The sequence below is a fragment of the Polaromonas sp. SP1 genome (assembly GCF_003711205.1).
In the GTDB taxonomy this organism is placed as follows: Bacteria; Pseudomonadota; Gammaproteobacteria; order Burkholderiales; family Burkholderiaceae_C; genus Polaromonas.
Genome location: NZ_CP031013.1, coordinates 2,718,270 through 2,735,493, shown reverse-complemented (window position 1 = coordinate 2,735,493; position 17,224 = coordinate 2,718,270). Strand labels below are relative to the sequence as shown.

General features: G+C 63.8%; 23 protein-coding genes. 21 read left to right on the top strand and 2 right to left on the bottom strand.

Annotation, left to right across the window (positions count from 1 at the left end):
- Nucleotides 1-47 precede the first annotated feature (47 nt).
- Nucleotides 48-1,784 (bottom strand): long-chain fatty acid--CoA ligase, encoded by a 1,737-nt coding sequence (locus tag DT070_RS12955; RefSeq protein WP_240642549.1) that lies wholly within the window; start codon nucleotides 1,782-1,784, stop codon nucleotides 48-50.
- A gap of 289 nt (nucleotides 1,785-2,073) precedes the next feature.
- Between DT070_RS12955 and DT070_RS12950 the strand changes: the two genes are divergently transcribed.
- The gene (locus DT070_RS12950) at nucleotides 2,074-3,027 is read left to right on the top strand and encodes a tripartite tricarboxylate transporter substrate binding protein (RefSeq protein ID WP_122957389.1); all 954 of its coding nucleotides are present in this window, start codon (nucleotides 2,074-2,076) and stop codon (nucleotides 3,025-3,027) included.
- Nucleotides 3,028-3,039: 12 nt separating this feature from the next.
- On the opposite strand, the gene DT070_RS12945 is transcribed toward DT070_RS12950, so the two are convergent.
- Nucleotides 3,040-3,510, bottom strand: a complete 471-nt coding sequence (locus tag DT070_RS12945) for a hypothetical protein (protein ID WP_122955774.1) — start codon at nucleotides 3,508-3,510, stop codon at nucleotides 3,040-3,042.
- A 206-nt stretch (nucleotides 3,511-3,716) separates the two neighbouring features.
- Between DT070_RS12945 and DT070_RS12940 the strand changes: the two genes are divergently transcribed.
- The 20 genes from DT070_RS12940 (at nucleotide 3,717) to DT070_RS12845 (ending at nucleotide 17,191) form a co-directional block, all read left to right on the top strand.
- Nucleotides 3,717-4,481, top strand: a complete 765-nt coding sequence (locus tag DT070_RS12940; RefSeq protein ID WP_122955773.1) for a GntR family transcriptional regulator — start codon at nucleotides 3,717-3,719, stop codon at nucleotides 4,479-4,481.
- Complete coding sequence (locus DT070_RS12935; RefSeq protein ID WP_122955772.1) at nucleotides 4,478-5,269, top strand: transporter substrate-binding domain-containing protein; 792 nt, start codon at nucleotides 4,478-4,480, stop codon at nucleotides 5,267-5,269. The genes DT070_RS12940 and DT070_RS12935 overlap by 4 nt, the downstream gene beginning before the upstream one ends.
- Nucleotides 5,270-5,419: 150 nt before the next feature.
- The gene (locus tag DT070_RS12930; protein WP_122955771.1) at nucleotides 5,420-6,082 is read left to right on the top strand and encodes an amino acid ABC transporter permease; all 663 of its coding nucleotides are present in this window, start codon (nucleotides 5,420-5,422) and stop codon (nucleotides 6,080-6,082) included.
- Between the two features lie 130 nt (nucleotides 6,083-6,212).
- Nucleotides 6,213-6,893, top strand: a complete 681-nt coding sequence (locus DT070_RS12925; RefSeq protein WP_122955770.1) for an amino acid ABC transporter permease — start codon at nucleotides 6,213-6,215, stop codon at nucleotides 6,891-6,893.
- A complete protein-coding gene (locus tag DT070_RS12920) occupies nucleotides 6,883-7,647 on the top strand; it encodes an amino acid ABC transporter ATP-binding protein (RefSeq protein WP_122955769.1) in 765 nt (254 codons plus the stop codon). Before DT070_RS12925 ends, DT070_RS12920 begins: the two co-directional genes overlap by 11 nt.
- A gap of 44 nt (nucleotides 7,648-7,691) precedes the next feature.
- Nucleotides 7,692-8,336 (top strand): DUF1989 domain-containing protein, encoded by a 645-nt coding sequence (locus DT070_RS12915; protein WP_206074043.1) that lies wholly within the window; start codon nucleotides 7,692-7,694, stop codon nucleotides 8,334-8,336.
- 177 nt (nucleotides 8,337-8,513) lie between these two features.
- Nucleotides 8,514-9,671 carry an MFS transporter gene (locus tag DT070_RS12910; RefSeq protein WP_122955767.1) on the top strand — a complete coding sequence of 386 codons (1,158 nt, stop codon included), beginning with the start codon at nucleotides 8,514-8,516 and terminating at the stop codon, nucleotides 9,669-9,671.
- A gap of 17 nt (nucleotides 9,672-9,688) precedes the next feature.
- Nucleotides 9,689-9,967: a hypothetical protein gene (locus DT070_RS12905; protein ID WP_122955766.1), complete on the top strand. Its 279-nt coding sequence runs from the start codon at nucleotides 9,689-9,691 to the stop codon at nucleotides 9,965-9,967.
- Between the two features lie 52 nt (nucleotides 9,968-10,019).
- Nucleotides 10,020-10,463 (top strand): hypothetical protein, encoded by a 444-nt coding sequence (locus DT070_RS12900; RefSeq protein WP_122955765.1) that lies wholly within the window; start codon nucleotides 10,020-10,022, stop codon nucleotides 10,461-10,463.
- 123 nt (nucleotides 10,464-10,586) lie between these two features.
- Entirely contained in the window at nucleotides 10,587-10,916 is a 330-nt protein-coding gene (locus DT070_RS12895; protein WP_122955764.1) for a hypothetical protein, read from the top strand.
- 8 nt (nucleotides 10,917-10,924) lie between these two features.
- Nucleotides 10,925-12,079 (top strand): RND transporter, encoded by a 1,155-nt coding sequence (locus DT070_RS12890; RefSeq protein ID WP_122955763.1) that lies wholly within the window; start codon nucleotides 10,925-10,927, stop codon nucleotides 12,077-12,079.
- Between the two features lie 35 nt (nucleotides 12,080-12,114).
- Nucleotides 12,115-13,506, top strand: a complete 1,392-nt coding sequence (locus DT070_RS12885) for a multicopper oxidase family protein (RefSeq protein WP_122955762.1) — start codon at nucleotides 12,115-12,117, stop codon at nucleotides 13,504-13,506.
- Between the two features lie 43 nt (nucleotides 13,507-13,549).
- The gene (locus DT070_RS12880) at nucleotides 13,550-14,053 is read left to right on the top strand and encodes a plastocyanin/azurin family copper-binding protein (protein ID WP_122955761.1); all 504 of its coding nucleotides are present in this window, start codon (nucleotides 13,550-13,552) and stop codon (nucleotides 14,051-14,053) included.
- Nucleotides 14,054-14,080: 27 nt separating this feature from the next.
- Nucleotides 14,081-14,557 carry a DUF411 domain-containing protein gene (locus DT070_RS12875; RefSeq protein WP_122955760.1) on the top strand — a complete coding sequence of 159 codons (477 nt, stop codon included), beginning with the start codon at nucleotides 14,081-14,083 and terminating at the stop codon, nucleotides 14,555-14,557.
- A gap of 11 nt (nucleotides 14,558-14,568) precedes the next feature.
- On the top strand, nucleotides 14,569-14,868 hold the full coding sequence (locus DT070_RS12870; protein ID WP_122955759.1) for a copper-binding protein: 300 nt from the start codon (nucleotides 14,569-14,571) through the stop codon (nucleotides 14,866-14,868).
- A gap of 73 nt (nucleotides 14,869-14,941) precedes the next feature.
- Nucleotides 14,942-15,322, top strand: coding sequence for a hypothetical protein (locus DT070_RS12865; protein WP_122955758.1), 381 nt, complete (start codon nucleotides 14,942-14,944; stop codon nucleotides 15,320-15,322).
- A gap of 87 nt (nucleotides 15,323-15,409) precedes the next feature.
- The gene (locus DT070_RS12860) at nucleotides 15,410-15,736 is read left to right on the top strand and encodes a copper-binding protein (RefSeq protein WP_122955757.1); all 327 of its coding nucleotides are present in this window, start codon (nucleotides 15,410-15,412) and stop codon (nucleotides 15,734-15,736) included.
- Nucleotides 15,737-15,771: 35 nt separating this feature from the next.
- Nucleotides 15,772-16,380, top strand: a complete 609-nt coding sequence (locus DT070_RS12855; RefSeq protein ID WP_206074042.1) for a hypothetical protein — start codon at nucleotides 15,772-15,774, stop codon at nucleotides 16,378-16,380.
- A 53-nt stretch (nucleotides 16,381-16,433) separates the two neighbouring features.
- Nucleotides 16,434-16,796 (top strand): heavy-metal-associated domain-containing protein, encoded by a 363-nt coding sequence (locus DT070_RS12850; protein WP_228778501.1) that lies wholly within the window; start codon nucleotides 16,434-16,436, stop codon nucleotides 16,794-16,796.
- Entirely contained in the window at nucleotides 16,793-17,191 is a 399-nt protein-coding gene (locus DT070_RS12845; protein ID WP_122955754.1) for a hypothetical protein, read from the top strand. The genes DT070_RS12850 and DT070_RS12845 overlap by 4 nt, the downstream gene beginning before the upstream one ends.
- Nucleotides 17,192-17,224 lie beyond the last annotated feature (33 nt).

The window sequence follows — 17,224 nt, the reverse complement described above, 5'->3', positions numbered from 1 at the left end:
CCGGGTGGCACTCAGAAGGCTCAGAACCGCCATCGTGCCAGAACACGTCACTTCTTGCCCTGCTCCGCCTCTTGCAGCGCGCGCCACATCACCTTGCCCGATCCGCTCTTGGGCAGCGCGTCGACAAACTGCACCACGCGCGGGTACTTGTAGGCCGCCATGTTGTCCTTGCACCAGCTGATGATGTCGTCTTCCGTCGTCTGGCCTTTGGCCGCGGCGCGCAGCACCACCACAGCCTTGACGGTCTCGCCGCGGTAGGCGTCTTGGGTACTGATGATGCAGGCCTCCTGGATGGCCGGGTGTTTGAACATCAGCGCCTCGACCTCGGCCGGCCACACCTTGAAGCCCGAGGCATTGATCATGCGTTTGAGCCGGTCGGTGATGAAGAAATAGCCTTGCTCGTCCATGCGGCCCAGGTCGCCGGAGCGGAAAAAGCGTTTGCCGTCGAGTTCGATAAAAGCTTCAGCCGTCGCGTCGGGGCGTTTCCAGTAACCCTGGAAGACTTGCGGCCCGCTCATGATGATTTCGCCCTGCTCGCCCTGCGGCACTTCCTTGAGCGTGATCGGGTCGATGATGCGCGCGTCGCAACTCATGAAGGGCACGCCCAGGCATTGCTGCTTGGTGGCGTCATAGGGGTTGCTGTGCGAGGGCGCCGCGGTTTCCGTGAGGCCGTAGCCTTCGGCAAAACGCAGGCCGTATTGCTCCCACAGGCGCTGGGCCACGGCCTGCGGCATGGCCGCGCCGCCGCCGCCGATGTAGACCAGGCTGCTCAAATCGAAATTTGCGAAGTTGGGACTTCCCAGCAGGTCGATCACCATGGTCGGGATGTTGGTCCAGTGCGTCACGCCCCAGTGCGAGATCAGCTTGCCGGCCAGTTCGCGGTCCCAGCGCGGCATGATGACCAGCGTCGCGCTGCCGTAAATCGACGCATGCATGACCGACACCATGCCGGTGATGTGGAACATCGGCACCACCGACAGCGTGACGTTCTCAAACGTGCTGTTGCCCCACAGGCAGCTGGCCACCGCGTTGTGCATGATGCTGGCGTGCGTGTGCATGCAGCCCTTGGGCAGGCCGGTGGTGCCGCTGGTGTAGGGCAGCACGGCCAGGTCTTGCGGTGTGGCGGTGTGTGGGGGCAGCCCGTCCGCTTGCCCGCTTGCGATCGCGTCCTCCCAGCTCGTCACCGTGCCGCCTTCCAGCACGGGCAGCGCGTGGCGCGTACCCAGCCAATCGCGCCAGGCTTCGGGCATCGCCGCATCGCCGGCCAGGTCAAAGGCGTCGCTGTAATGCGTCACCACCATATGCGCCAGCCGGTCGGCCGGCGCCAGTTGCGCATTGGCCCTGGCCAGTTCGGGCGCCAGGTCGGCCGTGGTGATGGCGACCTTGGCGTCCGGGTCGGTGATGTAGTGCTTGAGTTCTTCGGCCCGGTTCATCGGGTTGACCGGCACCACCACCGCGTTGGCCCGCAAGATGGCAAAGTGCGCGATCACCCACTGCGGGCAGTTCTGCATGTTGAGCACCACGCGGTCGCCCTGGCGCACGCCCAGGCGATGCAGTGTGGCCGCCAGGCGCTCGGCTTGCCGCATCACTTCGGCATAGCTCAGCACGCGGTTGAAGAAGACCAGCGCGGGCTTGTCCGGAAAGCGCAGTGCGCTGACCGCCAGGTTGTGCCACAGCGACGTGGCCGGCGGCGTGATGCTGTAGGGCAGGCGCTTGGGCCAGACCTGGTGGTGCAGGTTGTGCGGCGTGGGAGCGGCAGGGGAAACTGTGGGAACAGTAGACAAGAAGGACTCCAGGAGGCGCGAGGCAATGACAAACTCCGGCACAGCCTACCCTGAGATCGAAGGGCTCACATCCGGGAAGCTCCCGATAAAACACTGTCACTTGAGCGACCCGCGCTCACTATGATGAAGCTGCACCCGCCCGGCAGCCCGCGTGAGAGCGCATGCATTCCTCTTTCATGGCGGAATCATTGCCCCCTTACCGCTTACACGCCGAAACAAAAACAGGACACCTCCAGGAGACAGCATGACCCCTTCGTTCACTTCTTTCAACCTTCGCCGCAAAACCCTGATGTCGGCCTGCGCGCTGGCCTTCACCGCACTGGCCTCGACCTCCGCTTTCGCGGCCTTTCCCGACAAGCCGATCCGCGTGGTGATTGGCTTCCCGGCCGGCGGCCCGCTGGACCAGCATGCCCGCCTGCTGACAGAGCGCCTGCAGGCCGTGCTGGGCCAGCCCATCGTGATCGACTACAAATCCGGCGCCGGCGGCACCGTGGGCGCGCAAGACGTGATGAAAGCCGCACCCGACGGCTACACACTGATGCTGGCCAACACCGGCGTGATGGTGATCAACCCCGCGCTCTACAGCAAGCTGCCCTACAACACGCTCAAAGACTTCACCCCGATTGCCCGCACCGCGATGCAGCCGCTGGCGCTGCTGGTCAACCCCAAGCTGCCGGTGAACAACCTCAAGGAATTCATCGCCTATGCCAAGGCCCGGCCCGGCCAGGTCAATTACGGATCGGCCGGCAACGGCGGCATCAGCCACCTCGTGCCCGAGATGTTTAAAAATGCTGCCGGGCTCTACATGGTGCACATCCCCTACCGCGGCAGCGCGCCGGCCTTCACCGACCTGATGGGCGGCCAGGTGCAGTTCATGGGCGAGTCGATTCCACAGGCCGCCAGCTATCACAAGCAGGGCAAGGTGCGCGCCCTGGCCGTGACCAGCAAAGAGCGCAACCCGGCCCTGCCCGACATCCCGACCGTCATTGAATCGGGCATCAAGGGATTTGAGGTAGTGGGCTTTTACGGCTTCCTCGCACCCGCCGGCCTGCCCAAGGACGTGACCGCCAAGCTCAGCGACGCCTTCAAGCAAGTGATGACCAGCCCGGACATCCGCAACCGCATGGTCACGCAAGGAGCGGACCCGGCCTTTATGGGTAGCGACGAGTTCGCGCAGTTCCTGGCGGCAGAACTGCCCCGCTGGGCTCAAGCCGTCAAGGCTTCGGGCGCCAAGCTGGACTGAAAGAAAGCACCCTTACCTGCGGGGAACAAAAATGGGCACCATCAATTGTTGCCCGCCGGACTGCGCTTTTAACGAAAACTCGAACGCCTTCACCTCGGTTTTTTCAGTCACGTCCATCAGTTCGAAAACATGGGAAATGCCCCGGATGTTGGCCCTCAGCTGGTAGCTACGGCCGGGTGCCAGCTCTATATCGACGTAATCCTGGCTCTCGTAAAAGTCGGTGGATGCCCTGACGCCGAAGCGGTGCTTGCCGCCAGGCATGCAGTAAGGCTCATCCCTGGGGCCGTCCGTCGGTACGCCATCGATCTCTTTAATGGTGACCTGCGCCTTGGTCGGGCTGAAGGTATTCGTGAACCTGACGTCATCCCTGACGCAAGCCGCATCCTTGCCGGCATAGGGAGGATATTTCGGTCCGGCAGCGCAGCCCGCCAGAAGCCCGGTGAACACCCCCGCCAACAACAGGATCAAGCTTTTCTCCCTCATTTCGGCCTCCCGGAAATTAATTCGATGTTTGTAGCGCCGAGGGGATTATCTCCACCGGGCCTCCCGGCAGTGCGCCTGCGTTTGGTGCATGCGAAACGCAAAGCCGCAAATTGATGCACCGGCACACCGCCAAGGTGCGCAAAACTTGTATACCAGCTGGTTAAACCAGTTAGCCAGGCTGGCACGGCTTATGCACTACCGGGTGCATGGCCACCGCAGCAGATATCAGCAACCGCATCATTGAAGCCGTGATGGCGCAAAAGCTTGCGCCCGGCGCGCGCCTGGGCGAGCAGCAGCTGGCCATGCTGTTTGACTGCAGCCGCACCATCGTGCGCGAGGCCCTGACGCGGCTGGCAGTGCGCGGCATCGTGACCGTCAGCAGCCGGCGCGGCTGGTATGTGATTGAGCCTTCGCAGGAAGAAGCACGTGAGGCCTTTGAGGCGCGCCGGGTGATCGAGATGGGCCTGATCCGCTGCACCGGCGACGTGAGCAAGGCCGCCATCAAACAACTCAAAAGCCACCTGACGCGCGAGAAAGCCGCCGTGAAGGGCGACGACGTGGGCCTGCGCAGTTTCTTGCTGGGCGACTTTCATGTGTGCCTGGCCGAATGCCTGGGCAACAGCCTGCTGGCCGACACGCTGCGCGACTTCACCGCGCGCACCACCCTTATCGCCATGCTCTACCAGTCGTCGCACGACGCGGCGCAGTCGTGTGAAGAGCATGTGCAGATCGTGCAGGCGCTGGAAAAAGGCGACCTCAACAAAGCCGAAAAACTCATGCAGGCGCATATCGGCAGTGTGCAGGCCGCGCTCAAGCTGCAGACCAGCGCGGGCGACCCGTTGTCGCACCTGCGCAGCGCCTTGAGCCCGCTCGCGGCGTCCAAAGATTCCCCCGCCCGTGTTCGCAAAGCCGGCCGTGCTTCGGCCAAACCACCTGAAGATTCCTCAACCTACCTTGGAGCCCTGCTATGAAGTCCAGCAAACGCGTTTTCTCTTTAGCCCTTGCCGCAGCCGCGGTGCTGGGCGCCACCGGTGCCCATGCGCAAACCGCGCTGGACGACATCATGAAGGCCAAGGAAATCAAGATCGCCATCCCGACCGACTTTCCGCCTTACGGCATGGTCGGCACTGACTTGAAGCCCCAGGGACTGGATGTGGAAATGGCCGGCTACATCGCACAAAAGCTCGGCGTAAAAGTTGAGCTGGTGCCCGTGACCAGCGCCAACCGCATCGCCTACCTGCAGACCAAAAAGGCCGACCTGGTGATCTCCACGCTGGGCAAAAACCCCGACCGTGAAAAAGTCATCGACTTCACCGCCGCCTATTCGCCTTTCTTCCAGGCGGTGTTCGGCCCCAAGAGCCTGAGCATCAAATCCTTTGCCGACCTCAGCGGCAAAACCATCAGCGTGACACGTGCCGCCCTGGAAGACCAGGAACTGACCAAAGTCGCGCCCAGCGGCGCCGACATCAAACGCTTTGAAGACAACAACACCACCGTGTCGGCCTACACCGCCGGCCAGGTGCAGCTGATCGCCACCGGCGCCTCCGTGGCCGGCAACATGATGGCCAAGAACCCGCAGCTGAACACCGAATACAAGCTGCTGCTCAGCGACAGCCCCAACTTCATTGGCGTGGCCAAGGGTGAAGACAAGCTGCGCCTGAAGGTCAATGAAGTGATTGCCGAGGCCAAGAAGAATGGCGACCTGGACAAGATGGCCGTCAAGTGGTTAGGTCGTCCGGCAGGGAATCTCCCCCAGTGATCGCGTAGACCAAGCAAGGCATAGGCCGTGACCGCTTTCTCCATCCTTGCAAGGCCGCAGCGGAACCGGCTTCGCCGGGCCGCCAGCGGCGTCCCCTGCAAGGGGAGAGGCGGTTACGCGAAGCGAACCGCAACAGGGGTGTGAATATCTATGCGCATTGAACTCGACTTTATGGCGGTGTTGTCACAATGGCCTTTGCTGGCCACTGGCGTCGCCTGGACGCTGGGCCTGACAGCGATTTCGTCGGTGCTGGGCATGTTCATGGGCATGGCCTTTGCCTGGGCGCGCGCGAGTGGGCCGACGTGGCTGCGCTGGGTGGTGGGCACCTATGTGGAGCTGATCCGCAACACGCCTTTTATCGTGCAGCTGTTTTTTATCTTCTTTGGCCTGCCGGCTGCGGGCTTCAAGCTCTCGCCCGAGACGGCCTCGGTGCTGGCGATGGTGATCAACCTCTCGGCCTACGCGACCGAAATCATTCGCGCGGGTGTTGAAGCCACGCCGCGCGGCCAGATTGAAGCGGCCGAAAGCCTGGCGCTGAACCGGGTGCAGATCTACACCCGCGTGGTACTGCCGCCGGCGCTCAAGAAAGTCTGGCCTGCCATGGTGAGCCAGATCATCATCGTGATGCTGGGCTCGGCGGTTTGCGGGCAGATCTCGACGCAGGAGCTGTCATACGCCGCCAACCTGATCCAGGGACGCAACTTCCGGGCGTTTGAGGCCTTCATCATCGCCACGCTGATTTACCTGGTGCTGTCGATCGCGGTGCGCAAGTTACTCAACTGGATGGGGCCCAAGTTCCTGTTCGGGCGATAAATATGCCCCCACGTTCGCTCACTTCGTGTAGCTCTCTGCCCCCCGAGGGGGCCGCCCGCCTGCGGCCCGGCAAAGCCGGTTCCGCGGCTCATGCTGGCATGAAGATCTCAACGTTCGAAAAGGAATCGCCATGATTGAATTTTCCGTCTGGGACATCTTCCGCAACCTGCTGCTGGCAGCACGCTGGACGGTCGTGCTCTCGCTCGTCGCCTTCATAGGCGGCGGCATTGTCGGCATGTTGCTGCTGGTGGGCCGGCTGTCCGCCACCCGCGCGGTGCCGGGCGCGCAGAAGGCGGCGCGCATATCGCGCCGCGCACTCGACGCTTATGTGCTGCTGTTCCAGGGCACGCCCTTGCTGATGCAGCTCTTCCTGGCCTACTTCGGCCTGGCGCTTTTTGGCATCAATGTGCCGGCGTGGGTGGCGGCCGCAGTGGCGCTGACGCTTTACACCAGCGCCTACCTGGCCGAAATCTGGCGCGGCTGCGTCGACGCCATTCCCAAAGGCCAATGGGAAGCCGCGCAAAGCCTGGCGCTCAACTTCGGCGAGCAGCTGAAGTACATCGTGCTGCCGCAAGCCGTGCGGATTGCCGTGCCGCCCACGGTGGGCTTCCTGGTGCAGGTCATCAAGGGCACGGCGCTGGCTTCGGTGATCGGTTTTATCGAGCTGACCAAGGCCGGCACCATGATCACCAACGCCACCTTCAAGCCTTTCCTGGTGTACAGCTGCGTCGCGCTGATGTACTTCGCCCTGTGTTTCCCCGTCTCCCTGTATGCACGCAAGCTTGAGAGGAAAGCCCGCCATGGACGCTAATGCCGCAACAACCGTTTCTGACCGCACGCTTGTCGAAATCAACCAGCTGCGTAAAAGCTTTGGGACAAACGAAGTTCTCAAAGGCATAGACCTTGAAGTCAAGGCCGGCGAAGTGATCGCCATCATCGGCAAAAGCGGCTCAGGCAAAAGCACGCTGCTGCGCTGCATCAACGGGCTGGAAGTCTTTCAAAGCGGCACACTGCGCGTGGACGGCAAACACCTGCTGCACGACAACCCGCAGGTCATGCGCGAGCTGCGCCAGCGCGTGGGCATGATCTTCCAGAGCTTTAACCTCTTTCCGCACCTCACCGTCGGCAAGAACATCATGCTGGCGCCCACGCTGGTGAAAAAAACGGCCGGCGCTCCCGCGGCCGAACATGCGCGCGCCCTGCTGCAGCGCGTGGGCCTGGCCGAGAAATTCGAATCCTGGCCCGACCAGCTCTCGGGCGGGCAGCAACAGCGTGTGGCCATCGCGCGCGCACTGGCCATGCAGCCTTCGGTGCTGCTGTGCGACGAGATCACGTCTGCGCTGGACCCGGAGCTGGTGGGCGAAGTGCTGCAGGTGGTCGAAAGCCTGGCGGCCGAAGGCATGACGCTCTTGATGGTGACGCACGAGATGAACTTTGCGCGCAAGGTCTGCGACCGCGTGGTCTTTATGCACCAGGGCCGTGTGCATGAGATCGGGCCGCCCGATGAAGTGTTTTCCAACCCGCAAACCGCCGAGCTCAAGCAGTTCCTCGGCATGATCCAGTAAGCCCCTTAGCTCGTGACGCCATGACCGCAACTGTTTCGAACCGCATGCTCCACATTCCCGCCGGCCACGGCAAGGCCGTGCGCCTCCAGGCCGGCCAGGCCGTGAAGGTGGTCAACACCCATGGCACGCAGGTGGTCGATTGCTGGGCCTTCAACGCCTATGACCTGAATGAATTCATGTGCATGGAAACCACCCGCGTGTGGAACCAGCGCCTGAACCCCCTCGTCGGCGACTCCTTCGTCACCAACCAGCGCCACCCCATCCTCACCGTGGTCGAAGACACCTCACCCGGCGTGCACGACACCTTCATGGCCGCCTGCGACCGCCGCCGTTATGAGCTGCTGGGCGTGAAGGGCTACCACCGCAACTGCTGCGACAACATGTTTGAAGGCATGTTCGCGCTGGGCCTGACGCCGCCGCGCGCCATCCTCGCCTCCTTCAACATCTTCATGAACATCCAGGTGCAGCCCGACGGCATCACGCTCAAAACGCTGCCCACGGTGACCAAGGCGGGCGACTCGATCACGCTGCGCGCCGAGATGGATTGTTTTGTGGCGTTTTCCGCCTGCCCGCAAGACATCGTGAAAATCCAGGGTGCGGGCGACAACACGCCCAAGCCGGCCGACCTGGAAATTTTGAGCAGCGCCCCCGGCCTGCCGGTCAACGGGCCCTGGGTTCCGCAGGCCTGACGCCCAGCCGCGCGCCCCGCCGTTCCCCCCAGCCCGGCAGGGGTTGGGCGGCTTCCCGCACAATGACAGGGACGCGCCTCCGCTTGCTCTCATTTTGATAGCTGGCTGCCCATGTGCTTATTGGGCTGGAGGTCTATTTGGGCATCAACTGCCCCTGCCCTGTCATTTCACAACACCATGCCGCCCATTCTGTATTTCTTCGCCCTGTGCAACCTCGTGATCGGCAGCGGCGCTTTTGTGCTCGGCGGCATCCTGCAGCCCATGAGTGTGTCGCTGGGCATCAGCGTGGCGGCCGCCGGGCAGGCCATGACGGCTTACGCCATCGCCACAGCCGTGCTCGCGCCGGTGCTCATCATCGTCACGGCCAAATGGCCGCGCAAGCGGGCGGTGCAGCTGGCGCTTTCGCTGTTTGCGCTGGGCTGCCTGGTCTGCGCGCTGGCGCCCAACTTCACCTTGCTGCTGCTCGGCCGCGTGCTGATGGGCGCGGGTGCGATGTTTACCGCCGCCGCGTCGGCACTGGCCGTCAGCATGGTGGCGCCGGCGCAGCGCGGCCGGGCGCTGTCCATCACCTTCCTGGGCATGAGCATCAGCTACGCCGTCGGCCTGCCGATTGGCGCGTGGCTGGGTTTTGAGTTTGGCTGGCGTGTGCCGGTGTGGCTCTCGGCAGCAGCGAGCGTCGCCGCGCTGGTGGCCGCCAGCTGGCTGATCCCGGCCAACATGGCCAGCGCCGGCACCAGCTTTGCGGGTTTTCGCAGCGCCGCGCGCCAGCCTGCCGTGCTGCGCGTGTGGGGCCGCACGTTGCTGTACTTCATCGCCATCTTCAGCGTGTTCGCCTATGTGGGCCCGGTGCTGCACGCGCTGAACCCGATGACGTCGACCCAGCTGTCCATCACGCTGGCCGTCTTTGGCCTGGCTGGCGTGGCCGGCACGCTGGTGGGCGGCTGGGCCACCGACCGCTTTGGCGCGCTGCGGTCCATGCGGGTGCAGCTGGCGGTGCTGATCACCATGATGTGTCTGCTGCCGCTCACCGGCGGCAATGTGCCTGCCACCCTGGCCGTGCTGGTGGCCTGGGGCATCGCCGGCTTCGGGCTGATGGCGCCGCAGCAAAGCCGGCTAGCCATGCTGTCACCCGCGCAGGCGCCGCTGCTGCTCAGCCTCAATGGCTCGATGCTGTACGTGGGCACGGCGCTGGGGGCGGTGATCAGCGGCTCGCTGCTGGGCGAAGTGGGCTTTGCACGGCTGGGCTGGGTCGGCGTGCCGTTTGGCCTGATGGCCATGCTGACGCTGGTGTTTGAACGCGAGCCGGCGCGTGTGCCGGCTTCGGCGGCGGCTTAAGTTTTTACAATAGGGCCATGACACCTCAACAGCAACTCGACGCCATACACACCTCCTTGCAACAACTGCGCAGCGGCCAGCTCGGCGCCGCCGCGTTTTCGCAACTGGCGGCGCAGCAGCAAAGCCTGGCGGCTGCCCTGCCCGGGCGCTTTAATGACGTGTTGTCGCAGTTGCTGAACGGCCTGGAGTCCAGCGCGTTGTTCACCGAAGAAAGCTGCTCGTTCAGCCAGACGGAGTTGCTGGACAGCCTGCAGCTGTGGATTGACAAGGCCGGGCTGCAGTTGCAAAAGGGCTGAGCGGGACCGGCAGCCCAGGAACTTTTCAGCCCCACGCGCCTCCATCATCACCATGCGCCACTTGCTCCTCGCCCTTTTGATCGCCCTGCTGCCTTTGCGCGGCTGGGTGGGCGATGCGATGGCCACGCAGATGGCGGCCGGGCAGGTACAGCACGCGCAGTCCCAACAGCCCGGCGAGCACCACGGCGCTACCAAAACGATAGCTGAACACCAAGACCACACCTTGGCTGCAGCCCATTTTGACCATGAAGATATGGCACAGGCGCAACCGGCAGCCGAGCCGGACTGCGCAGGCCGCAGCAGCGGCGAAAGCACCCACACGGCCGACGGCCACTGCGAATCCTGCGCGGCTTGCCAGGCCTGCAACACGGTGGCGCTGTCGCTGGCGGGGCCAGACCTGAGCCCCGTCTTCAAGTCCCTGGCCCTGCCCCTGCCGGCAGCGGACCACTTTGCCAGTGCCGACGCCGCACTGCGCCAAAAACCACCCATTTCCTGATCTCCAGGCCCGTAGTGGGTCTGTACTTGCCCCCGGTTCGTCTTAAGCCGTCTTTTTGGCGGCTGACAGCGCCGGATCACGCGATGCCCGCCATCGCACCCGCATGTATTTCAGGAGATTTTTGTGAACACTCGCGTCATTTCCAACCCGCGCGCATGGCCGGTGGCCGTGCTGCTTTCGATGGGTTCAGCCGCCGCCTTTGCGCAGGCCAGCCCCTACCCCCAGCCTGACCCGCGCCCCACCGAGCAGGCGGCGAATCCGGCGACGCCCGTCCCCGCCGCCTTGTACCGCTCAGCATTTGCAGGCCTGCCCGCCGGTGTCGAACAGGCGAACATCGACTGGAAGAAATCGAATGCCGACGCCGGCCAGTTCAAAAGAGGCCATGCCGATCTTTTGAAGTGGGAACAGTCCCAGGGCGCCCAGCCAGCGGCACCGGCCGCTTCGAAACCATGAGGCCGGCGATGAACCACTCTTTGATTCCTCACCAGGCTGGCGCGCTGGCGCTGCTGCTCATCACCCTCACAGCCGGCGCGGCCACGCCGCCCGACGGCGGCGTGAGCGGCCTGCAAGGCCTGGCCCAGGGCCAGGCGACCATCCCCATCGCCATCGCGCGGCCGGGGGTAGATTCCGATGCGGCCATCGCGCCCCTGCTGGCAGCGGGCCCGCTCAGCGCCGATGCGGCTGTGCGCATCGCCTTGCTTAACAACCCCGGCCTGCAACTTTCACTGGCCAGCGAAGGCGTGAACGTCTCGGACGCGGTGGCGGCCCGCAACCCGGCCAAACGCCAGGCCAGCCAGGACATCACGGTGCTGTCGGCCCAGGTGCGCAAGGCCTGGACGCGCGCCGTGGCGGCCGCGCAAATCGCCCGCCACCTGGCAGCAGCCAAAGAAAGCGCCGAAGCCGGCGGCGAGCTGGCCCGCCGCATGGCGCGCGCCGGCAACTGGAGCAAGCTGCAGCAAGCGCGCGAGCAACTGCTGCTGGCCGACGCGGCGGCGCAGCTGGCGCGGGCTCAGCAAACGGCTTTCAGCGAACGCGAAAAGCTCATCGTGGCCATGGGCTTGTGGGGCGCGCAAACCGGCTTCACGCTGCCGGAGCGCCTGCCCGACTTGCCCACTCAGCCGCAAGAATTGCCCGACGTGGAAAGCCGCGTGCTGCAGCAGCGGCTGGACCTGCAACTGGCCAACGCGCAATGGGCCGGGCAACGCGCCGCCAGGCGCGAACCCGGCGCCGACGCGCTGTGGGACGCGATGCGCGACGCGGCCCGGGTGCGCGAACTGGCCGTGAAGGCGCGCAGCCAAGCACGCGAGGCTTACAACACCTATCGCTCAAGCTACGACCTGGCCAGGCACTACCAGGCCGAGGTGCTGCCGCTCTACCAGTTCGTCAACGACGAGACCTTGCTGCGCTACAACGGCATGCTGGCCAGCGTCTTTGAACTGCTGGCCGAGGCGCGCGCGCAGGCGCAGGCCGCCGGCAGCGCGGTCGAAGCCCAGCGCGACTTCTGGCTGGCCGACGCAGACCTTCAAACCGTGCTGGCCGGCGCGCCTTTGGAGGCCGCTTCAGGCGCTGCCTCCGGTGCCTCGGCACAACGCGCTTCCGGCGCAGCCGCGCACTGATGCGCGCCCTCACCCACGAATCCCAAGGACTTCCCATGAATCGACGACATTTTTTCAACCGGGCGACAGCGGCGGGCATAAGCGCCGTTGCGGCGGCATCCGTCAGCAAGGTGGCGATGGCTGCCCTGCCCGAGCCGGCCGCCATGACACATGCCAACACCGCCGCGCCGCTGGTTCCGCCCAACGGCCGCCCCTACAACCCGGTGGTGACGCTTAACGGCTGGACCCTGCCCTGGCGCATGAACAAGGGCGTCAAGGAGTTTCACCTGGTGGCCGAGCCGGTGGTGCGCGAAATGGCGCCTGGCTTCAAGGCCAATATGTGGGGCTACAACGGCCAGAGCCCCGGCCCCACCTTCGAGGTGGTGGAAGGCGACAGCGTGCGCATCTTCGTCACCAACAAGCTGCCCGAGCACACCACCATCCACTGGCACGGCCAGCGCCTGCCCAATGGCATGGACGGCGTGGCGGGTTTGAACCAGCCGGCGATCCCGGTGGGCAAAACCTTTGTCTATGAGTTCACCGCCCGGCGCCCGGGCACATTCATGTACCACCCGCATGCCGACGAGATGACGCAGATGGCCATGGGCATGATGGGCTTCTGGGTGACGCACCCCAAAGAAAAACACCCGCTGATTGACGAGGTGGACCGCGACTTTGTGTTTCTGCTCAACGCCTACGATATCGAGCCCGGCAGCATGACGCCCAAAATCATGACCATGCTGGACTTCAATTTATGGAGCTGGAACAGCCGCATCTTCCCGGGCATAGACCCGCTGGTGGTGCGTAAAAATGACAAGGTGCGCATTCGCGTGGGCAACCTCACCATGACCAATCACCCCATCCACCTGCACGGCCACGAGTTCACCGTGACCGGCACCGACGGCGGCCCCACACCCCGGGTGTCGCGCTGGCCCGAGGTGACGGCCGATGTGGCGGTGGGCCAGATGCGGCAGCTTGAGTTCCTGGCCGACGAAGAAGGCGACTGGGCGTTTCATTGCCACAAGAGCCACCACACCATGAACGCCATGGGCCACAACGTGCCTACGATGATCGGTGTGGACCACCGCGGCCTGATCAGGCAGATCCAGAAATCCGCGCCCGACTACATGGTGATGGGCGAGCGCGGCATGGCCGACATGGGCGAGATGCAGATGCAAATCCCCGACAACACCGCGCCCATGATGACGGGCACAGGCCCCTACGGCGGCGTCGAGATGGGCGGCATGTTCAGCATGCTCAAGGTGCGCAAAGACCAGAAGCCCGGCGACTACAGCAACCCCGGCTGGTACCGGCAACCGCCCGGCACGCAGGCCTTTGAATGGAAAGGCGGCTTGCCGGAGCCGGAGCGCGCGAAGGCGGGCGGCGCCGCAGCCGCACCGGCGGCCGAAGTACAAATCCGCAAGCCTTCAGGCCATGGCAGCCATTGACCCGGTTCATCTCCCCTGCGTTTATCACCGATCAAGGAACATCATGAAATTTCAATCTGCTCTTAAATTGATAGCTGCCTGCACAATATCCATATGGGCTGCAGCCGCTTTTTCTCATGGAGATGGGGCCCGCCCAGCAAAAGCGCCCGCCGCCGTCAAGAAGGAACAAAAGCCCTGGGGCATTGCCGGCGATGCCAAAGCGGTCACGCGCACCGTGACGCTGTCGATGACGGACAACATGCGCTTTTCATCCGACAAACTCTCTTTCAAGCAGGGCGAGACGGTGCGCTTTGTGATCCAGAACCAGGGCAAGCTGTTGCACGAGCTGGTGATAGGCACGAAAGCGGAGCTCGACGCGCATGCAGCGATGATGGTGAAATTTCCGGGCATGGAGCATGACGAGCCGTATATGGCCCACGTGCCTGCCGGCAAGTCAGGCGGACTGGTCTGGACTTTCAACCGCGCGGGCGATTTTGACTTTGCCTGCCTGATCGCCGGCCACTACCAGGCGGGGATGGTGGGCAAGATCACCGTCGCGGCGCGCTGATTTCATACCGTACAAGGAGAACACTTGATGCAAAGACGACAACTCATGCAGGCAATGGCCGCTCTGGCAGGCACAGCCGTCGCCCCCGCACTGTGGGCCCAAACCAAAGTGCCCGTCGAAGTCTGGAAAGACCCCGACTGCGGCTGCTGCAAGGACTGGGTGGCGCACCTGGAGGCCAACGGCTTTCAGGTACGCGTGCACGACAGCGGCAACACGGCGGCCCGCACCCGCCTGGGCATTCCGCAAAAGCTCGGTTCTTGCCACACCGCGGAAGTCGGCGTGCAGGGCAAGCGTTATGCGCTGGAAGGCCATGTGCCGGCCCGCGAGATCCGCCGCCTGCTGAAGGAGCGCCCGCAGGCTATTGGCCTGGCCGTGCCCGGCATGCCGGTCGGCTCGCCGGGCATGGACGCGCCGGTTTATGGCGGGCGCAAGGACCCGTATGACGTGCTGCTCGTCCTTCAGGACGGCGGCAGCCGCGTTTACCAAAGCTACCACCGCGGCTGAAAGGATTCACCATGAAACGCATCAACCACATCCTGGCAATCCTCCTGGCCGCACTGGCAACTTCGCTGGCGCTCGCGCAAGCAACCCTGCCGCCCACCGAAGGCGAAGTCCGCAAGGTCGACAAGGAGGCCGGCAAAGTCACGCTCAAGCACGGCGAGATCAAGAACCTGGACATGCCGGGCATGACCATGGTGTTCCAGGTGAAAGACCGTGCCCTGCTGGACAAGGTCGAGGCCGGCGACCCGGTCAGCTTCACGGCGGACAAGGTCAACGGCGCCTACACGGTGCTGACCATAGAGCCGCGAAAATAGCCGGCCCGGCCGGTTCCATGTATCTCCCAACGGAAAGCATGGAACTTTCCGTACGCCAACTTATCATTCACTGATGCGCGTTTTACTCCTTGCCCTCATGATCGCCCTGCTGCCGGTGCGCGGCTGGGTGGGCAATGCCATGGCGGTGGACATGGCCGCGCAGCAGGTGGCGATGGCTCCGCAGGCCGCCCTTGTCGCCGAAGCCGGCGCCGAGGCATCGGCCATGCCGGAAGACTGCCCCATGTTTGCACAGGCGAGCAAGGCAGAAACGCCCGCGGCAGACGTCGCCCACTGCAATGGCTGCAACACCTGCGAGCTGTGCCTGGCCCTCGCTTCTTTTACCTGGCCCGGCCTTCAGCCAGCCGGCTTCATACCGCATGCCGAGCCTTTGGCCGGCGGCACGCTTTTCACCAGCGCCGAGCGCACCTCCAGCTTCAAACCACCCATTTTCTGATCTCCACGCCCAAGGTGCGTCTGCCGCTTGCCGGCAGGCGCTTTGAATCGGGGCAGCCCTTGTGCCGCCCGCCTTCTGGAGATCGAAATGAGGAATTCTTTATCAGCGCGGCTCCATGTCGCCGTTTTTATGGCCGCCCTGCTGGGCCTGACGGCAAACACACATGCCGCAAACCCGGCAGACAGCAAGACTGAAGTCGTCAAGGCCCAAGTCGTGAAAGTGGACGCGGGCCGAGGCAAAGTGACACTCAGGCACGCGCCCATCAAGAGCATCGGGATGGAAGCGATGACCATGCCCTTCAAGGTGAAAGACGCAGCTTTGCTTGAAGCGATCAAGGCCGGCGACAAGGTCACTTTCTCGGTGGCCACTGTGGACGACGAGCTGGTGGTCACCCGCATTCAGGTGGCGAAATGAAGCACCGGCTGCGCTTAATATTGGCGACCGTCTTCATGGCCGCAGCGTCGCTGGCATATGCCGGCCCCATGGGTTTCAAGGACAGCACCATGGCCATGGGCGACTTCAGCCCCAACTGGCGTGAAGCCTGGGTCAACCATGCGCTGACGCCGCGCGACGCCCTGGGCGCCGGCGGGCTGTACATGCGCTCGGACGACAAAAAGCTGACGCGCGAGTTCGCGGAGCTGACCTACACCCGGCTGCTGCACCGCATCAACGGGGAGCATTCGCAGGCCAACTTCTGGTTTGTGGGCGGCGCCGGCAATTTGCGTGGCAACGACTTTGGCGGCAGCAAGACGATGCTGGCGCCGGGCGTCTCGGTCGACTATGAGACCACGCGCTTTTACGCGTCGGGCTCGGTGCGGCTATACCGCGCGCCGGGCATCAACCACGACTATGCGTCGGTGCGTACCGGCTTTTCGTTTTACGAGGTCGACTACGACGAAACCCAGCCCTGGCTGATTGTTGAGGCGCGGCGCATGCGCGGGCTGTCTGGGAAAACCGAAATCACACCGATGCTGCGGCTCATCCACAACCGCTATTTCGTCGAGTTGGGCATCAACAACATGAAGCAGGGCCGTTTGAACTTCATGTACATCTTTTGAAGATGCCGCGCCGTCATTTACATCAACACCTATCTACCGCAGGGAACTTCACCATGAAACCACTCACCTCCCCATCTGCTCTCAAATTAATAGCTATCAGCGCAAGCATCACAATGGCTACGGCCCTTTTTTCTTCTGCATGGGCGGCTGAAAGCGTCAAGGTCACCGTCAACGGCATGGTCTGCGCCTTTTGCGCGCAGGGCATTGAAAAACGCCTGTCAAAGTTGCCCGCCACACAGGCGGTGTTTGTGGACCTGAAGAAAAAAGTCGTGGCTGTCGAAGCTAAAGAAGGCCAGACGCTGGACGGCAAAACCATCACGGCCGAGATCACCGATGCAGGCTATGACGTGGTCAAGCTGGAAACGGTGCAACAGTCGGTCGCCGAGATCAAAGCGGGCGTGAAGGCGGCCAAATGAGCGGGGTGCCCGGGGACGGCCAACGCGCGGGGTTCTGGGCAGCGTGGTCATCCTGGCTGGCGCTCTTTGCCAGCTCCGGCACGCTGATCTGCTGCGCGCTGCCGGCCCTGCTGGTGGCGCTTGGCGCCGGCGCGGCCCTGGCCGGCCTGGTGTCGGCCGTGCCGGGGCTTGTGTGGGTCAGCGAATACAAGGCGGAAGTTTTTGTGTTTGCCGGCCTCATGCTCGCGGCCAGCGGCACGCTGCAGTGGCGAAACCGCTTTGCGCCCTGCCCGGTCGACCCTGCCCTGCGCGATGCCTGCCTTCGTACCCGCAAGGCCTCGGCCCGGATTTACCTGGCCAGCCTGGCGGTCTATGCGATCGGTGGCTGGTTTGCCTTTGTGCAGCCCTGGCTGTAAGAACCTGTTTGCTATGGTTTTGATAGCTTCCAG

Coding starts and splice junctions, on each gene's coding strand:
- DT070_RS12850 (WP_228778501.1), top strand. CDS start 16,434: ATGAAACCACTCACCTCCCCATCTGCTCTCAAATTAATAGCTATCAGC.
- DT070_RS12950 (WP_122957389.1), top strand. CDS start 2,074: ATGTCGGCCTGCGCGCTGGCCTTCACCGCACTGGCCTCGACCTCCGCT.
- DT070_RS12930 (WP_122955771.1), top strand. CDS start 5,420: ATGCGCATTGAACTCGACTTTATGGCGGTGTTGTCACAATGGCCTTTG.
- DT070_RS12855 (WP_206074042.1), top strand. CDS start 15,772: ATGGCCGCAGCGTCGCTGGCATATGCCGGCCCCATGGGTTTCAAGGAC.
- DT070_RS12920 (WP_122955769.1), top strand. CDS start 6,883: ATGGACGCTAATGCCGCAACAACCGTTTCTGACCGCACGCTTGTCGAA.
- DT070_RS12910 (WP_122955767.1), top strand. CDS start 8,514: ATGCCGCCCATTCTGTATTTCTTCGCCCTGTGCAACCTCGTGATCGGC.
- DT070_RS12915 (WP_206074043.1), top strand. CDS start 7,692: ATGCTCCACATTCCCGCCGGCCACGGCAAGGCCGTGCGCCTCCAGGCC.
- DT070_RS12870 (WP_122955759.1), top strand. CDS start 14,569: ATGAAACGCATCAACCACATCCTGGCAATCCTCCTGGCCGCACTGGCA.
- DT070_RS12860 (WP_122955757.1), top strand. CDS start 15,410: ATGAGGAATTCTTTATCAGCGCGGCTCCATGTCGCCGTTTTTATGGCC.
- DT070_RS12945 (WP_122955774.1), bottom strand. CDS start 3,510: ATGAGGGAGAAAAGCTTGATCCTGTTGTTGGCGGGGGTGTTCACCGGG.
- DT070_RS12935 (WP_122955772.1), top strand. CDS start 4,478: ATGAAGTCCAGCAAACGCGTTTTCTCTTTAGCCCTTGCCGCAGCCGCG.
- DT070_RS12880 (WP_122955761.1), top strand. CDS start 13,550: ATGAAATTTCAATCTGCTCTTAAATTGATAGCTGCCTGCACAATATCC.
- DT070_RS12865 (WP_122955758.1), top strand. CDS start 14,942: ATGCGCGTTTTACTCCTTGCCCTCATGATCGCCCTGCTGCCGGTGCGC.
- DT070_RS12875 (WP_122955760.1), top strand. CDS start 14,081: ATGCAAAGACGACAACTCATGCAGGCAATGGCCGCTCTGGCAGGCACA.
- DT070_RS12845 (WP_122955754.1), top strand. CDS start 16,793: ATGAGCGGGGTGCCCGGGGACGGCCAACGCGCGGGGTTCTGGGCAGCG.
- DT070_RS12905 (WP_122955766.1), top strand. CDS start 9,689: ATGACACCTCAACAGCAACTCGACGCCATACACACCTCCTTGCAACAA.
- DT070_RS12925 (WP_122955770.1), top strand. CDS start 6,213: ATGATTGAATTTTCCGTCTGGGACATCTTCCGCAACCTGCTGCTGGCA.
- DT070_RS12900 (WP_122955765.1), top strand. CDS start 10,020: ATGCGCCACTTGCTCCTCGCCCTTTTGATCGCCCTGCTGCCTTTGCGC.
- DT070_RS12885 (WP_122955762.1), top strand. CDS start 12,115: ATGAATCGACGACATTTTTTCAACCGGGCGACAGCGGCGGGCATAAGC.
- DT070_RS12940 (WP_122955773.1), top strand. CDS start 3,717: ATGGCCACCGCAGCAGATATCAGCAACCGCATCATTGAAGCCGTGATG.
- DT070_RS12890 (WP_122955763.1), top strand. CDS start 10,925: ATGAACCACTCTTTGATTCCTCACCAGGCTGGCGCGCTGGCGCTGCTG.